At 52.9% G+C, this 17,048-nt stretch carries 12 protein-coding genes and 2 pseudogenes; 1 reads left to right on the top strand and 13 read right to left on the bottom strand.

The annotated features are described in order from the left end of the window. The 12 genes and pseudogenes from TRICHSKD4_RS16700 to TRICHSKD4_RS16640 all read right to left on the bottom strand — a co-directional run. A pseudogene (locus tag TRICHSKD4_RS16700) lies at positions 1-666 on the bottom strand (helix-turn-helix domain-containing protein); the annotation flags it as partial. Positions 667-681: 15 nt separating this feature from the next. Then, a protein-coding gene (locus TRICHSKD4_RS29485; RefSeq protein WP_085979595.1) for an IS630 family transposase occupies positions 682-1,742 on the bottom strand; the annotation gives its coding sequence in 2 pieces (ribosomal slippage) (positions 682-1,250 and positions 1,250-1,742; 1,062 coding nt in all). 88 nt (positions 1,743-1,830) lie between these two features. After that, positions 1,831-2,094 (bottom strand): annotated as a pseudogene (locus TRICHSKD4_RS16685) (transposase); the annotation flags it as partial. Positions 2,095-3,113: 1,019 nt separating this feature from the next. Continuing rightward, positions 3,114-4,964, bottom strand: coding sequence for a TniQ family protein (locus tag TRICHSKD4_RS16675; RefSeq protein WP_009468052.1), 1,851 nt, complete (start codon positions 4,962-4,964; stop codon positions 3,114-3,116). Beyond that, the gene (locus tag TRICHSKD4_RS16670) at positions 4,961-6,109 is read right to left on the bottom strand and encodes an ATP-binding protein (RefSeq protein WP_083782820.1); all 1,149 of its coding nucleotides are present in this window, start codon (positions 6,107-6,109) and stop codon (positions 4,961-4,963) included. The genes TRICHSKD4_RS16675 and TRICHSKD4_RS16670 overlap by 4 nt, the downstream gene beginning before the upstream one ends. Continuing rightward, entirely contained in the window at positions 6,084-8,342 is a 2,259-nt protein-coding gene (locus TRICHSKD4_RS28315; protein ID WP_009468050.1) for a DDE-type integrase/transposase/recombinase, read from the bottom strand. The genes TRICHSKD4_RS16670 and TRICHSKD4_RS28315 overlap by 26 nt, the downstream gene beginning before the upstream one ends. Further along, the gene (locus TRICHSKD4_RS16660) at positions 8,339-8,731 is read right to left on the bottom strand and encodes a hypothetical protein (RefSeq protein WP_009468049.1); all 393 of its coding nucleotides are present in this window, start codon (positions 8,729-8,731) and stop codon (positions 8,339-8,341) included. The genes TRICHSKD4_RS28315 and TRICHSKD4_RS16660 overlap by 4 nt, the downstream gene beginning before the upstream one ends. Positions 8,732-9,057: 326 nt before the next feature. Continuing rightward, entirely contained in the window at positions 9,058-9,222 is a 165-nt protein-coding gene (locus tag TRICHSKD4_RS30865; protein ID WP_009468048.1) for a hypothetical protein, read from the bottom strand. Positions 9,223-9,585: 363 nt separating this feature from the next. Continuing rightward, positions 9,586-9,879, bottom strand: a complete 294-nt coding sequence (locus tag TRICHSKD4_RS30325; protein WP_139052186.1) for a hypothetical protein — start codon at positions 9,877-9,879, stop codon at positions 9,586-9,588. Then, positions 9,876-11,819, bottom strand: a complete 1,944-nt coding sequence (locus TRICHSKD4_RS16650; RefSeq protein WP_009468045.1) for an AAA family ATPase — start codon at positions 11,817-11,819, stop codon at positions 9,876-9,878. The genes TRICHSKD4_RS30325 and TRICHSKD4_RS16650 overlap by 4 nt, the downstream gene beginning before the upstream one ends. Positions 11,820-11,966: 147 nt before the next feature. Then, positions 11,967-12,293: a hypothetical protein gene (locus TRICHSKD4_RS16645; protein WP_009468044.1), complete on the bottom strand. Its 327-nt coding sequence runs from the start codon at positions 12,291-12,293 to the stop codon at positions 11,967-11,969. 175 nt (positions 12,294-12,468) lie between these two features. Beyond that, positions 12,469-12,990 (bottom strand): type II toxin-antitoxin system VapC family toxin, encoded by a 522-nt coding sequence (locus TRICHSKD4_RS16640; RefSeq protein WP_139052184.1) that lies wholly within the window; start codon positions 12,988-12,990, stop codon positions 12,469-12,471. Between the two features lie 108 nt (positions 12,991-13,098). Here TRICHSKD4_RS16640 and TRICHSKD4_RS16635 point away from each other — a divergent pair, with 108 nt between their 5' ends. Next, the gene (locus TRICHSKD4_RS16635; protein WP_009468042.1) at positions 13,099-13,566 is read left to right on the top strand and encodes a hypothetical protein; all 468 of its coding nucleotides are present in this window, start codon (positions 13,099-13,101) and stop codon (positions 13,564-13,566) included. A 48-nt stretch (positions 13,567-13,614) separates the two neighbouring features. Here TRICHSKD4_RS16635 and TRICHSKD4_RS16630 read toward each other — a convergent pair whose 3' ends face one another. Beyond that, complete coding sequence (locus tag TRICHSKD4_RS16630; RefSeq protein ID WP_009468041.1) at positions 13,615-17,046, bottom strand: type I restriction endonuclease subunit R; 3,432 nt, start codon at positions 17,044-17,046, stop codon at positions 13,615-13,617. Positions 17,047-17,048: the final 2 nt, after the last annotated feature.

The raw sequence follows: 17,048 nt of genomic DNA, 5'->3' as shown, positions 1-17,048 counted from the left end.
ACGTATCCGTGACATCACTGGCCAACATCGTCGTACACAGCTTCCACGCGATGACATAGCGGCTGTAATCATCAAGGATTGTTGACAGGTAAAACCAACCCCAGCCAATAACCTTCAGATAGGTGAAGTCTGTCTGCCACAGCTCATTGGGCGCTGTGGTCTTGTTCTTGAACTCGTCAGCTGCCTTGACCACGATAAAGGCCGGACTGGTGATGAGGTCATGGGCTTTCAGCAACCGGTAAACACTGGCCTCAGACACGAAGTACTGCTTTGTGTCCGTAAACTGGACAGCCAGCTCCCGAGGTGAGAGTTCCGGTTCTTCCAGGGCCAGATCAATGACCTGTTGGCGGATATCATCGGGGTTCCGGTTCCAGACCCGTGCAGGCATGGGGGCCGTGTCCTGCAAGGCATCTATGCCACCGGTTTGATATTTGTCATACCAGACGTAGAAGGTTGACCTTGGAATACCCAGCCGATCCAGCGTCTGTCTGACTGGAAGATGGGACTGCTCCACCAGTCGAATGATTTCAAGTTTCTCGGAGGCGGGATATCTCATTCGTCGTCGACCCCATCCCCGATCATGCTTTTTTTGAGAAGGCGAAGTTCCAGAGCCTGTTCTGCAACCACTTCCTTCAAGTCCCTCGTCTCTTTGCGAAGAGACTTTATACCAACCGTCAAAATTCAGAACCGATGGGCCCAATCTCGCATTCCGATGGACATGATGGTCCATGGTTGTTCAATTAACCTGTTCCATGCGCGGCAACAGATATCGATGATTTGTTCGTAGGATTTGAAGACCCGGTTTGACAGCCAGTTATCCCTGATGAACTGCCATAGGTTCTCGACCGGGTTCAATTCGGGAGACCTCGGTGGCAATGGGAGAAGGGTAATGTTGTTGGGAATGTCGAGTTTGCCAGATGTGTGCCAGCCAGCCTGGTCAAGGATGACAACGGCGTGGGCTCCCGGAGCGACTTGCGACGAGATTTCCTGAAGATGCATTTGCATGGCCATGATGTTGCACTTGGGAAGGACGAGCGCAGCACCGACACCCCGTTCCGGGCAGATGGCCCCAAATATCCATGCTGACTTTGTCCGCTGATCCTTGGGGGCCCGCGGCCTTGTCCCGCGTTTTGCCCATCGCCTTGTGATCTTGGTCTTTTGACCCACACGCGCCTCGTCCTGAAACCAAACCTCTATCGGGGTGCCGCTTTCAAGCTGATTGCCGATTTCCGCCAGTTCGGCTGGGAAGCTTTTTTAAAATCCTCGACGGCAAACTCGTTTTGCGCCGGATGCTGCGGCCGGGCCGTCAGACGCCGATAACCCGCATTCTTCAGCTCCCGCGATACGGTACGCTCGTCAACGACAATGCCAAATTCAGACAGGATCCACGCAGCGAGATCCTTCAAGCGCCAACGTACCACTGCATCCACCGATGGATACGGGCCTCGTTCGACAATCTCGATCAACGCACGACGCTGCTGCTCGTCAAGTTTTGAGGGGCGACCTGACTTGGGCGTATCCTTCAGACCATTGGGACCAGAAGCATTGAAACGCAGCACCCAATCGCGAATGATTTGGAGCGTCACTCCGCCAATATGAGCTGCGTCCGAACGGCTCCCCCCATCATAGATCACCGCCAATGACAAAAGGCGACGGGTCTGTTTGGCGTCCCGGCACACCCTCGCCAACCGGCGAAGGGTACAACCGTCAAAGTCATCTCGAAGCGGTATCGCGGCTCCCATGGCAAACTCCCATCGTTTGCCATCTGGAATCATATTCGCAACAAAACCGGAAGCCCAAATATGAGTCACTTCATCTGACGTTTGGTATTACTTCATCAGAACTGGCTTCACGAGCTGCGTCCCCAGCAAGCCGTTTCTTGCCCGCTTCCATGAAGTCCTTGGACCAGGAATAATACTGGCTCTGGGCGATACCTTCCTGGCGGCAAAGTTCTGCAATGCTGTCTTCGCCTCGAAGACCAGAAACCACTATGCGGATCTTCTCTTCAGCGGAAAACCGACGGCGGGTCTGGCGTTTGATGTCTTTTACGATCCAATCCGCATCGTCGGTCACTCGGTCCTTCTTTCGTCTCATCATTTGCTCCTGAGTTAGCAATGATGAGCCAAAATCACCCCCTTACGAAATCAAACCAATTTGTCCATTAAGCGCTGACGGAGCACAGAACCTGCTCAAAGCAGGTCAAGTAGCCTTCGAGAAAGCCATTCTTGAAAAGCTCCCTTCGCTCGCCTTCCTCCCATTTTACGCCGAGCTCTCTTTCCCAAGTTCTGAAATACAGCTGAAGCGAAGGCGAAAGCATCGACAAACATGTCCGATCCAGCACTTCAAGAGCCTCAGAAGCCTCCATCCACTCAACCAAATAAGCCGGTTCGCCATCGTCTTTAAAAGGTGGGTTATAAAAGGTGGCAATCCGCCCTCAATGGCCTTCATGGTTGTTTGAAATGGGGTCGCAGCCGTGTCGTAAAACTGTCGAATGAAACGGGTGCGTTCCTTGTAGAAATAAAGTACGTCCAATTTCATTCCCCATGTATCTTTGAAGCGTCGGTTACCTATGTCGCCTCTGAAAGGATTACTTTCAGGAATTGCTGTTTTGGAATTTTGAACGACTCCGGACGCCAACGGATTTTTTGAAGTCTAACCGTAGATATTAGTCCGAATGCGCGAGAAAAACCCGCCCAATCGTTTCCGATGGGCGGGTTCTTTGTTTCGTTGGCCATAACCGCCTATTTCAGCAGTCGATTGGCGGTTGAGCTGTTTTCGAGCGCCGTTTGAGCAATTTGTGCTGACGCAGAGCGAGAATGGCTGACGCGTCAGGAGTGTGTAAAGGCGACTTAGTTTTGTCCCTAAATTGCGAAGGGTCATTGAATTTATTGATCTTTTCACTCTGATGGTCAAATCAATGTCTCTATGGCGACACAAGCCATGTCTCTGGGGCGACATAGGCTATGTCCTCAGAAGATCAGTTACTTCCGGATCGCAGACAAAAGAAAACCCCGCACGGTGGCGGGGTGGGATAAGAAGGCAGAGATATTGTAAATTTCATGCTCGAATCTGGTCGAACTCTTGTGACCTCAGTTCGGTATGATGATTGGGTGTCAGATTACATGTCCGCTCCGGCTTAGAGCAGACAGAGCTTCGGTCCGGCGGAAGATGACAGTTCGGTGGCTCTCTAGTGTGAATACCGGTTTTACGCCCATATCCGCCATCAACTTACCGGCGCGTCTGGGCCAGTGCTCGGCGCCGATTTTCGTCGAGAGTTCCTTCAGGGAAATGTGTTGATCTGCGAATGCGTCCGCATCGTTTGGCTGAACAAGTCGGGCCTCACGACGGCCGTCGGCATATTCTTGATGGAGGGTTGACGGTAGATCACCGTTTCTGATGAGTGCATGGGCGGTGTCGACAATGAACCCAAGCCTTTCCGCAACCTGTCTTGCCGTCATACCCGGGAGCGCTTTTCTCGGAACTTTACCGGCGACTTCTGTGGCATCCACGAGCACACCCGCGAAACCAACCTGCTCAGGATCGACCGCAACACGCTCCAGCTGATCCTCCTGAATTAGGCGGATGACATCTGCATAGCCACAGGAAGCCAGTTTGATACAACGGGAAAGGGGGACGAGTTCTCCGCCGGAACCTTTCTCATACCGAACGCTTTCGAGAAACCTTTGGAGGCGTGCCTTTGAGTGCGACAGCCGTGTGCCGGCACCATCGCCCAACAAGGGTTTGATGAAACCTCCAGCCTGGACTTGCTCCCATTGAGTCCGCGTCATGCCGAGATAGTCCCGGGCGTTGCTCCCTGTCATTTCTTCAGCGGCGTCCTGAAGAAGAGGAAGGGCTTCTTCGGCACCGAATAGGATACGCAGATCGCTGAGTGTCGTTTGTTCTTCGGAAATGAGACCGTTCTGATGCAGGAGCTTTTTCAATCGCTTGGGATGGATGCCAAAATCCTTATGTGCGGAGTAGACCGAATGTACCCTCCTTGGCTCAGTGATGGTCCCTAGAAACTCATCTCCTGGTCCAAGCGGCAAGTGCCCGATCGCATGGGAACGAACCATCTCACGGAGAGGTTCCATGTCCGGGTTCTTCCTGCCGTCCTGAAGCCAAGAAAAGAAGCTGGCTGCAAGCCCTTTCGCGCCGAGTGCCCTAATGCGTGACCAGTCGGCATAATGAAGCTCCAAGAACTTTAAGAAAGCCTCTTTGCCCTCGGAAATGAACTCATAACCCGTTGCCCCAGCTCTGACGCGCTGTTCCTCCCGAAAACCATTCCAGGTGAACTTGCGACCAACAGTCAGTGTCGCCCCAACCATTTCGCAGAGCCGAACTGCCAAATAGAATGGCAGCTTGCCCAGAAGGTCTGAATTGTCTTCCTGGCCCGCCAGACGTTTGGCGGTGTAATTTTCAAGTGGGGAGGGAGGGAGCGGTCGTCCTGCGGTAGCCAGCCTTTGTACCTCATCACTCCGACATTTCATGATGGCGGCAACATCAGTTCGGATTGACTGATCGATCCCGGTATCGAGAGACACCAAAAGATTTTGGTGGACGTGACAGGTGCGGACTTGGGACACTGACCAGATTGATCGGAGCCAAGCCCGTGCTTCAGGTTTTCTTTCAGGACCTCTAAGCATATCTTCGACAAGGCAGTGTGGGCAGATCCTAAATAATGTTTTCGCGGTAACCTTCCTTGAGATCAATTCTCGTCCCAGGAACACACCATTTTTGGTCGTGCGGATCGAATTTGATTCAAGCGCACTGAGTGGCACTCCGGAATACTCCGATAATCGTTTGAGGTTGGCCGAATCCGCTTTCTCAATGGCTTTCAAGTCCAGTTTCATGTCTTTGGCAAATGCACGGGCGCTTGGGATTCCATTCGCTGCCGCCAATCGAGAGAGCACGCTGCGTGGCGTTTCGCCGGACCGAGAAACAATAGTTCGAGTGAGCAGGCTCATTTGCGGCTCCGATACTGTGTTGTACGCCAAGCATCCTGTTCATGCTTCTGAGCGGCAATAAGGTAGTCTTTGAGAGCGTTTCCAGGATTAATGTTCTTCCAGTCGCTCGCAGTGAAAATGTTTGCGTCTGGCTTGCATCCGGTAAAGTTTGAATAGGCCTGCACGAAGTCGCGAGCTTCAACTTTTTCCCGCTCGTCGCGAAGAATTTCGAAAATCACTTCTCGGACAAACTGGATCGCGGTTCCAAACGCATAGTTCGTTGCATGCATGACGCGGTTTGCGAACGGCTCGGTCAAAACGACATCTTCGACTTCCATTTCAGCGTGAATACAGATCACACCTTCAATAACCTTTCGCAGTCTCACGGTGTCGGTACCGGGACGGAGTGGTTCAAAACGAATGACTTTAGCCCTGTTTTTCAGCTGCCTATCTTCATGCTGTAGGAACTGAGCAAGGCTGGGAACGCCGGAAAAAATCGCATTTAATGGCCAGTCGGACATCTGAAGCAAGCTTTTGACGACATCCGCAGCTTTCTGAATTTCCGATCTTTTTGTGCTGCGAATAGCGTGCTGCATCTCATCGATATGGAGCCAAAATACACATCGTTCCCTGATTTGATCGCGGAATAGATCCCACATCTGGTTTTCTTGGCGATCGCGCTCGATTGGATAACCAATGGCCTCAAGGCCGTCTCTCGCGAGCAACTTCATAGTAAAGGGCTCCGGTGCTTCCAAGGAGACCGCCGGCATGATCCTTTGACCAAAATCATCAACATATGGCTGGAAGGTGCGCTGAAGGCTAAACATACGTCGAACAGCCGTCGATTTTCCCGAACCAGACTCGCCGATTACGAAAACCGCTCGCTGTTTGTGGGCCTCGCTGGCGGCATACCCGGATTGTCCGAAGGCAGCTTGAGCCTCGATCATTCCCTCAATCACTTTCTCGAGTTCTTTGTCTTGGCTTCTCACCACATATCTGGAGTTGATCTTTGCGATCCGATCGGCTCGCGCCAACGACTCTGGTGACATTTGGTTTCTGAGATGCGCGAGCGCACGATTTAGGTTCTCCGCCTGTGACGATGAACGGGTGTCGGTAGCTGATGAGGCCATATTGCTTCTCCTACTCAAAACTAATGTCGCTGGCATCGTCGTCAGACCCCGTTTCGGCGACTGGATCTTCGAAATTGGCTGAACTTTTTTCAGACTCGATTGAAACGTCTTCTTCTTCTTGCCTTTGATATCGGATTGGCTGCTGGACTGGGTCAGCCTCCACCCAATGCACTGGGCGTTCGTACGTTTCGCCTTCTTTCCCCCTGGGTGAAGAAAGATCGATCGTCTTTTTTGGGGCAGTTTCCCCTTCAATCACCCTAAGGCTTGAGAAACGCTGGTTGTTTAGCCTTTCCAGCCATTTACGGTCCTTACCGCGATCATGAAGCGGGTTGATGCCGGCGCGGAGCTCAGCAACTCGAGCGTCCTGCTTAACGTCTTGGGCAGCCTTATCGGCTTCAGCAATATCAAGTGCTACATTTGCGCCATGTTCCGCCTCATGACGACCCGCGATGATCGTCCATTCGTAGATGCTCATATCGGGTGGTGGCGCGACTGTTGCCTTCACGTCAACCCACTCATTGAGTTTATCGTTCCAGACTGAAATCGTTGAAATATCGAGCCGGCTGACGCGATATGGGACTGTCTCCCCGAAAAGGTGCGTTTGGAGGTATTCAGAGTTAAATTTTAGACCCAGAAAGTGAATCCCCTCGGAGCCAACGACACCTTCCTGATCAATGCCCAAACAAGCGCGAAGCTCATCCCTATCTGGAGCCGCTTCTACTGCGTGCTTGTGGGTCAGTCGCATCCAAGCGTTTCTGGGAGATTCGCCGCCTAGATTTTCATGCCCCGTACGATGATAGATATCGATTGCTTGCCGTAAGATACCGCGAGCAATCGTATCTGCGAACATTGTGGCTTCCTTTTTCGGATCGCGATCTCCCTTCTCCAGGACGTTTGAGAATGTGCGTCCGCTATATTCATTTAAAAATGTTTGTGAGAAGGTTTTAAACGATCGCTCGATGTGAGGACGCGCCCGGGCATCACCGGCTCTAGGGCGTGTCAATTCAATACCCAAACTCAATGCACCAGTTTCGAAGATTTCCGAAGTGAACGCAGCTCCATTGTCGGTGACGAGAGTTTCGATCATTCCGTGGTAAGGCCAGGAACAACTGGCACCGATGAAATCGGCGATTTCTGACTTGTCCGTCAGTGCCAACTCCAATGTTTCAAGCGCCGTCTCACCGCAGGGATCCTTCAGGTGAATTTTGAACGCCAATACGCAGCGGGTCGCGACATCAATAGCTACTGTTGCCCATAACCGAGCTCGCTTGACCGCCGCACGTTCTTCTTCAGCTAGTGTGCTCCAGACACCGAGGTCAGTCAGGATCACGATAAGATCCAGCTTCCATTCGTCCATTTCGACGCGCTCAAGTGGTTGAATGTAATCGAAACCGATCCCACTCGACCGGTACTTTGCTAAGGCATACTTTTCACCGTGCCGTTGCGCGGTGACATTGAATTGGTCGAGCTCGCTGATGTTCCGTTCGAACGTCTTGCGACAAACCGGCTTAAGTTTTGGGAGACTTAACTCTCGACGCCTTGCGTTCTCCTTACGAATATGTCGTTCATATTCACGACGTTGATGCGCCATTGAAGGGCGTTTGGGGGAGGCAAAGCCACAAACGAATTGGTTTCGGATTTGTAATTCATCAGGATTGGTTCGGCCCGCACGAGTGCTGGGACTCCGGTATTGATGAACAAAGGCTTCGGTGCTTCCAGCATGTCTTTGATAGGCTCGATAAAGTCGAGCAAAGTGACGGCTGGTTGGCAGGTTCAGATTGAAACGCTGTTCAGCTTGGCCGCTTCTTCCCTTTTGATTGTAAACCGATCTGAGTTCATCCTTTGCCTGCGGAAGCAGCCATTCCAAACAAGTAGCTCCAAGGTTGACTTTTTGGGCGCAAATTCCTTGTTCGTATTCAACACGCTTTGCATCAAAAAATTTGCATAGCCCTCGGTAAAAGAGGATCCGTTCTTTTTCCTTCGCGGGCAGGTCGCGCAAGTTAGTGTTGCTACGCCTGAAATCCGTAGCTGACCGCGAAAGAGTCTTTTTCTTATGGATCATGATGGAGCCATCCATCAGAGCCTCGGAAAATTGTACATGGTCAAACAGTCTGATTTCAGAAGCACCGGAACGCTGCTTAAAAACGTGCTGGTGGTCATCAGAGGCAATCAGGCGACACTCGATCCCTTCAATGGAATAGCTGTCGCGATCGCTCAGGCTATATCTCTGAGGCGTGAATGTGGCTGAATTTTCGATTGTTTCGCTCATTGTGCCGCCTCCGAACCTTTGGAGATGACACGCAGCCAGGACCGGTCGAGTACATGACCGGCAATTTCAGGGACTAGAACTCCATCATCAATAAGGTTCCAGACAGCAAGTTCCAAAAGCCCCGGGTACTTCGAACCCTTGACCAATGTGTGGAACATGACACGCGGTCCGACCCCGGAAAGCAGTTTGTAGACCTCTTGGACGTGTTCTTCGTTCCGGAAACGGCGCGCACGACGGACGAACCTTGCGTTGTGAACGTCACCGCGTGTGAAATCGTGATCGGTGACGATCACAGCAAAATGCGCGAAGCCGTCAAGTGAACCTTGAGCGTTGATTAGGTCCACAGTTTCGGTGAGAGTCGGACCGCCAGTTTCTGGTCGAGAATTCACTCGGTCGGCGGGCCTGACAGCGAGAGCCTCGGCATACCCATTTGTGTAAAGGGCGCAGAAATCGAATGTATGGAAGCGCTGATACCCATCTGAATCAACGTAAGAGACCTTCGGCCACTGATCTCGTAATCCCTCTAAATCCGGGCGGGATAGAAGGATATTTCTGACCGGGCGCTCGACTTCGCTTTCGGCTGTAATCTCACGATTAAATTCTGGGGCGACTGCGAGTGACCGCGTTGAACCAGCGGATCGCGTAGGGGGTCTGCGTGTGCCGGTCGATCGGACCGGCGGTTTGAAAGTCTTAGGAGCTAGGTTAGGGGAGGCGTTTAGATCCGCAGTATCGCGCATTCCTCGGAAGCAACATTCGCTTCACGGCGGCGCGATTGAGAAGATGCAGTGATGTAGGTGGTTGTTTCCGGAATGGAATAGTCTTCTTGAATGCCGGCTCGGCGGTTCAAAAGATGTTCGAGTTTAAGGCGTGCTTTGTTCATTTCTTTCTCCTGTGATGTTTGAACATTGAGTGCCTCCCAGGTCGTTCCGAAGCTCGGTGACGACTTGGGAGGCAAAGTTGGATCTGGGATTTACACGTCCGGGAAACGTATTATCTGCAGATCTCGGGCGCGAAGGGCGATCCAAAGAGCGTCCTTACGCAGTGTTGGTTCAACCAATTTCCATTCTTGCGAATGGGAAAATTGGCTGATTAGGATGCGGGTGAAGGCTGTAGTTCGCAGTCTCCCATCTCCAGTTCCGCCTGAACGGGATTGTTCAGGTGGTGGCCGACAAGAGCTCGACAGTTCAACAATGCGATACCAGCGTCAGAATGACGTTGATGCGCGTGTTGAGGAGTGTCTAGCTCAGGCCAGCGCTATGGAGAGAGAGAAACTGGCTTCCCGGAGCGCCGCATTTTTCTGCATGATAGTCATGGTCGGCATCCTCCTTTTCTTGCCCCCTGAAGAGGGCGGTTGAAGCCGAAGTCGAGCCACACCGTGCGGGATGCGACGGCCAAGCTGCGATCGCTGGACTATGCCGGTCACACGAGAAAAAATCGAGCCCGGTTGTGAATTGATCGCAAAACAAAGGTAACGCATCAAAAAACGCAACGGCGGCATTTTAGACAAATTGTTTTTTGCCCCCTTGGAATTCCTCATGTCCGATCTCTCTCGTCGGGCGTTAGTATCTTCTTGAGGTCATGAGATGTGAGGTTCTTTTTCTTGAGCAGTTTTGTCGATACACGCTCCAGTAAAGAGAGGTTTTGCGCCAAAAGCGCTTCTATTCGAACCATCTGGTCATGCAAAATTCGGTCGCAATCGCTTTTAAAATGACGATCGTTTCTTACCAGTTTCAACATATCTTTGCCGGTCGCTTCAGCCCGATAAGCCAGCGCGCCGGAGAGCCCTGAAGACGCTACCAATGTGGCGGCAAGTACGGTGGCTTTTTGAAGATCCGAACCACTTGCCAACCCCGAACCATCCGATGCGCATCCGAGTACAAGTTTTTCGGCTGCATGCCCAGCAAACGCCAGAGAAATCTCATTTAGATAGTCGTCCTTGATCTGGCAGAGTTTGATCCGTATCGGAAGAACTGTTGTCCCTCCGCTGTTCACAAACCGGATATTGTCTGCTGGAAAATGGGTTCTGATCGAAACTTCGTCGGCAATGGCTCCGTATATCAAATTAGCTGCAACGACATGGCCTGCTTCATGGACGGCGTATCGCTGTAGTTCGGCATCTGGAACCTTCCTGAATTTGTCATTGAGAGTTTCCAGCACATCAAGTTCGTTCAACCCCGACACCGAGCGCCGAGAGTGCCGGCGACAGCCGCGAGCAAGTTGCTCCAAATCTGCACCTGACATTCCGTCGGTGAGCCTACCTACTTCTGACAACACGGTATCCTGAAGTTCAGCCCCGAAGTGCTGCCTGAAGATTGCTTTCCTTGCATCGAGATCTGGCAAAGGGATTTCGATGACACGCTCAAGCCGTCCCGGTCTCAGGAATGCAGGGTCGATTGTCTCCAAACTGTTGCAGGCAGCGACAACGACTACACCGTCACGTTTTTCCGTGCCGTCCATCAATTGCAGGAGGCCGGTAATGACTTGGGTGGCATATTCAGGCGCATGTGATGAAAGGGTGGCCCGATTTCCGACGGCATCGAATTCGTCGATGAACAGGATTGCTGGTGAGTTATTTCGAGCCTCCTGGAAGGCACGTCCGATGCCCTTCAGCATGTCCCCAAGATGTCCAAGACCCTGCATTTTCGAAAGTGAACACTCAACAAAATGAGCTCCGCACGTTTCTGCCAGCGCCCGCGCATAGACAGTTTTTCCTGTCCCGGGTTTGCCAACGAGAAGAACACCGCGATCTACGTCGCCCCAAGATAGTTTTTTCCGTTTCCAGTCTCGAAGGTCCCGAGCTAATTCAAGTCCCCAAGTCCTTGCTGCACCGTATCCAGCCATGTTCTGAAGCGACGCTACTTTGCTCGTACCTTCGACAATGGTGGTGTCCGACGCTTCAGCTTCTCTCAAAGCCTCAAGGAGTTGGAGGGCCTTAGCCAGCGACCGGTCCCCTCGAAAGGCGGTTGTTAGATTGGCAAGCTTGTCTGAACGCAGTTCCTCTGCCTGCTTCTCAGTGATTGAGAAACCTCGGGCCAGGAGGACAGCAGCAACGATGTGCTTGGTATCCGGCTGAATTTCGATGATTGCTTCCGCTACACTGCGGAACGCTGCGCTCATTGGATGGTCAGGCGTATCAACACCGATCAAGCGCTGATGCTCTGCCACATCTCTTGCTAGAGAATACGCCTCGAAGGGTGCTTTTCTCCTGTATTTCGTCGTGGCTTCTTCTTCGATAAAGTAGTGAAAATTCGGCAAGTCATTGCGTGTCCAGCCATCTGAGATTTCCCACCGAAACTCTTGTGCCAAAGCATCTTCGTAAGTGTCGGTATCAGTGTCGTTGGGTAGTTTGGCACCGATAATGTAAGCGCTGCGGTGCCGGAGTTCGGGAAATGGACGCAGCGCTTTACGGACAGCCATTCGGGCGACCAAAGTGCCGACGGAGTTCTTGGCATTTTGTGTCAGGGTTGAACGTTTCATTTGCATTCTCGTAGACAAACGCATCCTGTCCGCGCGGGATCGTTTCCGCACGATGACAATTTTGATGCAGGGAATTGGAAGCCGTCTTGGGCCAATGATCAGCGTAGCCGGGAACCGGGCATAACCCGGCAATAGGTTCTTGGGGCTTCAGCCGCGTATTCGCCAATCTGACGAAAGGTGCATGTCGACGTGGCCGTCCAGCCGAAACCAGCCGCCCGGAAGAAGTGCCATCGAATGATCTTCGGAGAATGCAAAGGCGGGTTCGAGAATTGACTTGGTGTCAACAGAACCGATGATCGCGGGGAAGGGGAGAAGCGTCTTGCTCCAGTCCCTTAAAAGCGGAAATTCGGACTGCTCCAGCCAAGCGTTCTTACCGTTAGGCTGCAATGCTTTGAGGTTTTGAGCAATGACCGTAAGGGTTTCAGGGCTGAAGGCGAGATTACAAGTTGCTGTTTGAGGTTGTTGAAATGTCATGACGATGGGTTTTCCGTAATGTCGGCTGATTGAGCCTGAGTGTCGGAGCAGGGCCGCCCGGCCTTGCTGGGTCGAAAAAAGAGCGGTGATGTCTGGCTATTATCGGCTCTTCTATGTCCGCTATCCCGACCGAATTTATTGCGTGCTGGCGTGTCATTTCGTTCTCCTTTTCTTGTCAGTGGATGGTGATTGCTGAATGGGGTGATGTGGATGGTTCGTGGTCGATCGGATTGATCAGGCCGGGGAGGGAAAAATAGCGATCGATCTGTTCGTAGTCCGACGTGTTCCGGGTAACCAAACACGATCTTGAAGCTATCGCAGTTGCCGCAATAGCCAGAGCCTGGCGGGGCCCGGGGATCTTGGTCCGTGGATCGTTGATCCAGAGATTTTTCAATGCGCTTTCGGATGTCATCTCGGCGTGTATCCGGGCAGCCTCGAGAGACATTGGGATGAACGGGAGTTTCGATTGCAGATCATCGAACCAGAGATCCAGGTGATGGGCTTTTGAAGGATTTATCCGGCGCAGTTGGACGATGCCCCGCTGGATCTCCAGAGCGGCCCCATACGGCACGTGCAGGGTATGTTCCGGAACGCGAGTTAACCAATTTCGGAGGCCTGCGTGCTGCTCGCACGAGTCCTTGGCGAATTCGCTTATTATAGATGTATCAAGAAGATAGCGTGCGTTGTTGATATTCATTCCGGCCTCCTGCGACTCGACAGGACCGGTTTTTCCGGATTAATCCGGACAAAAGGTTAACGGGGTCGATAAAATTGTAAAAAAATACAATTGGCTCGGAATATTGGTATGGGAAAGAAAACCGTCAGGAAGAACAAGCAACAGTCGCGGCGAGCTATCGAACCGGGCGACTGGACAGGCGAGATCGTTGGGATCAGTTCCATCCAATTCGGGCAGCAAGTACAGGATGGACCGCCAAAACAGACGGTGGAGTTTTCCTACATGATCCTTACAGCCACCATCAAGAAGGACGGTGACGACTTCCGGTGGCCAGCTACGGTAATGATCATCGCGCCTACGCAGTTGGCGAAGGATAGACGTAGTGCAGGGTACTTTCAGCAGGAACATCGAGCGAGACTGCTGAGCATGACAATATCTGTCACACGAGCACAGTTCTCGGACATGCTGCGGAGCTTTGAGCTCGGGCTGCCGAAGGATTTCTATTTCTCCATCGAAGAAGGCGTTGACGGGGTTTGGGCATTGCAGTCCTGGGGGATCACAACGCGTTTTACACAGCACTCAAACTTGATGACCTAGGCGCTCCAGGATCTGGCTTGGAAGACACCATAAACGTCATAAATGGTTTCACGCCGCAGTCGCAAAGCCCCCACTGACGGCCTGCTGCCAGACATGGGCATAGACGCTCTCGGCCAAGGCTTCCTTGTCTTCGTTTGAGAACGGAGGTGTCGGCAAGTTCATGTAGACATTGTCGAGAATGAACGTCTTGACTTCCGCCTTGGTCTGCTCTTTTTCCCAGAAGTGGTCGAGTTTTGCCAATTGGTCCTTGATCGCGGTCAGGAGGTCGCGACTGGCTTGTTTGACCCTCTCGCGGTCTGCTTTTGTCAGGTCGTTCTTTTTCAGAAGATCGAACATGGCGAGTTCGTCTTCATCCAGCCCCTCTTCGACGGCGCGTTTTTGTTCCTCGTCAAGCTCATTCATGAGTTCAGTCAGGCGCCGGAAGGTATCTTCCACACTGACGCGATCTTTGTCGGCATTGTAGGCGGCGACGATCTCTTCGTATTTGATCTGGTAATCCATCCGAGTGGAGTTGCGGGCTAGCATCTGCGCGATCTTTGCTTCGACGATGTCTCGTATGTCCTGGATGGCGGTTGCCTTGTGATGAACCTTCTTGGCGAATTCATCACGCAGCCGCTCCATGTCGATCTTACTGAGGTCAAACGTCAGGCCCTCGGCCTGGTCACCCCCTGGGGCTTGCGTCTGGATTGCGATATTGACGATACGATGCAATTCCTTCAGCAGTTCCGTGACATCGGCAGTATCCCGCCGCTCGGTCAGCTTCTTGTAAATAGCTTCAATGTTGTCGTGCCGTTCGGCATAGGCAAAGGCCGTCGGTTCCATGAGAAGGGCCTTGAAGCGCGTGAACACCTGGCGGGCCATCACTTCAAATCGCCGTTTGGTTTCATCCGTTGTGTAAACTGCGTCCACGGCATCCCTGATGCCCCGGATCCGGGCGAACCCCGTCGATCCAGTCAAGGTCGATGGATCGAAGCCAAGGCCCTTCAAATGGGCCTCGGTCGCTTCCAACGCTTCTATCAGTGCCTGCACCCTTTCTTCGATCGGCGCGACGATTTCTTCTTCGCCTGACCCGTCATCACCCAGCGCGTATTGAGCTAGGGCTTCCCGAAGGCTTTTCAGCATGCCGTTGTAGTCGACGATCAGGCCGAAATCCTTACCCGGAAATACGCGGTTTGCGCGGGCGATAGCCTGCATAAGCGTGTGCGCCTTCATGGGCTTGTCGAGGTAGAGTGTCGTGAGGCTCTCCACGTCGAACCCTGTAAGCCACATGGCGCATACAATCGCTATCCGGAACGGATGCTTGGGGTTTTTGAAGGCGCTCTCAACATCGACACGATCACCGCCTTCCGTTTCGAAACCCTGTTTCATCAATTCTCGATGGGGGATGATGTCGAAGCCCCATTTCTTGAAGTCTTTAACTTCATTTTGGGCTTCGCTGATGATGATCTCGATGATGGTCTCATCCATCCAGTCAGCCTGGCGCTTCAGCTCCACCGCCTCATCGTTCAGCTGTACCTGGATCTGCGGATCTGTTGCAGCCTTCGCCTCCGCGCGTTTAGCCTGTTCGGCCCTGCGGATCTCGGTGGCCTTGGTCTTCCACCGGGGGATAATACGCTGAAACATTCGAGCACAGGTAATCTTGTCGATGCAGACGAAAAGGGCCTTTCCGGACTCCCAGCGCGTTGAGTAATGCTCGACGAAATCGGCAGCGATCTTATCCAGGCGTTCATCGGCGGTGATGATCTCGTAGTCCTTGCCCAACAATTTGTCGAGCAAGGCTGATTGATCCGTATCCAGCTCCGCCTCTTCTATTTTCGCCGCGATCTGATCGTTCAGGTCCGTCCGGGCGACACCGAGTTTCTCTCCTCGATTTTCATAGACCAGCTTGACTGTCGCACCATCCTCTTCGGAGCGCTTGAAGTTGTAGCGCGACACATAGTTTCCAAAGATCCGCTTGGTGATCTCGTCCTGCTTGAACAGCGGCGTTCCGGTGAAACCGATGAAGGCGGCATTCGGCAGGGCCAGACGCATGTTCCGGGCGAGCCGTCCTGCCTGCGTCCGGTGGGCTTCGTCGGAAACCACTATGATGTCATCGCGTTTGCTGTATGGCTCCTCTGGATTGACGTTCTTGTTGAACTTGTGGATCAGGCTGAAAACGTACTGATGGTTTTCCCTCAGGACCTTTTCCAGCTCATTGCCGGAGGATGCGCGGGGCGTGTCTTCTCCCGCAATCCCGCAGCCCACGAAAGTCTTGTAAATCTGGCTGTCGAGATCCTGCCGATCGGTCATCAGGAGGAACGTAAAGTTGCCAGGAACCTTGCGACGGACCTTTTCCGAAAAGAAGGCCATGGAATAAGACTTGCCGCTGCCTTGGGTGTGCCAGAACACACCGAGCCGTCCAAGATCGGGATGGGCCCGCTCGATGAGGTCGACAGGGCCGTCTGGAACGAAGGATGGGAGAGCCGCCTTGGCTTCGACCAACTTTGCATCATCGGCTTTGGCCTTGCGCCTGGCTGGGGCTTTCCGCTCCAGAGGGAGCTCAACCACCCGGTGTTTGAGCCTCTGGCCGTCGGGCAAGTCTGCCTTGATTGCTTCCTGGTGTACCACGGAAGCAACAGCACGGTTTACGCCCAGCACCTGATGGTTTCGTGCAACGACCTTTCGGGTTGTGCCGGCCTTGCTCGCGTCAAAGAGAATGAAGTTTTCGAGGAGATCGAGCAGGCGATCATGGGCCAGCATGCCGTTCAATAGTTTCTCAGCGTCCACGCTGCCTTTGTCATCCTCGTCGAGCCGCTTCCACTCGTTGAAATGCTCCCAGGTGCTGGTGATGGAGCCATAGCGGGCGCGATCGCCGTTAGAGACGATCAGAAAGGCGTTGTGATGAAAGGCATGGGCGATGACATTCTCGTCCATGTAGTCACAGAGGTTGTTGTCAAAACCCTCGCGGATATTCCTATAAACCGCCTTCAACTCGATAAATACGATAGGCAGGCCGTTGATGAAGCAGACCAGATCCGCCCTGCGATTGTAATTAGGGGTCCGGATTCCGGTCAGTTTCAGTTCGCGCACCGCGAGAAAGCGGTTCGAACCGGGAGCATTATCGAAATCAATGACCCTGGCGCGAGCGGATTTCTGTCTGCCGTTTTTGTCCTTATAGGTGACTTGAACGCCGCCGCGAATGAGGCGGTAAAAGTCGCGATTGTGCTGAACCAGAGAACGACTGACATCATAGACGGTCAGCTCCCGTATGGCATGGTCGATGGCCTTGTTCGGTAGGTCCGGGTTTAGGCGGATCAGGGCTTCTCGCAGGTCGCGCGTCAGAATCGCTTCCCTGGTGTCCTTTCGCCCCAGGGTGCCGCCGGCACCGAAAGTCTCCTTGTTGAAAGCGTAAATGCTTTCCCAGTTGAGTGCCTGTTCAAGGTGGTCGGCGAAGGTTTTCTGAACCAGACGGTCTTCACTGTTGATGCCTGTGACGGCCATGC

Origin of the sequence: Roseibium sp. TrichSKD4, assembly GCF_000148725.1 — a bacterium.
Classification (GTDB): domain Bacteria; phylum Pseudomonadota; class Alphaproteobacteria; order Rhizobiales; family Stappiaceae; genus Roseibium.
Note: the sequence above shows the minus strand (reverse complement) of the source record. Positions and strands in the feature narration are given on the sequence as shown.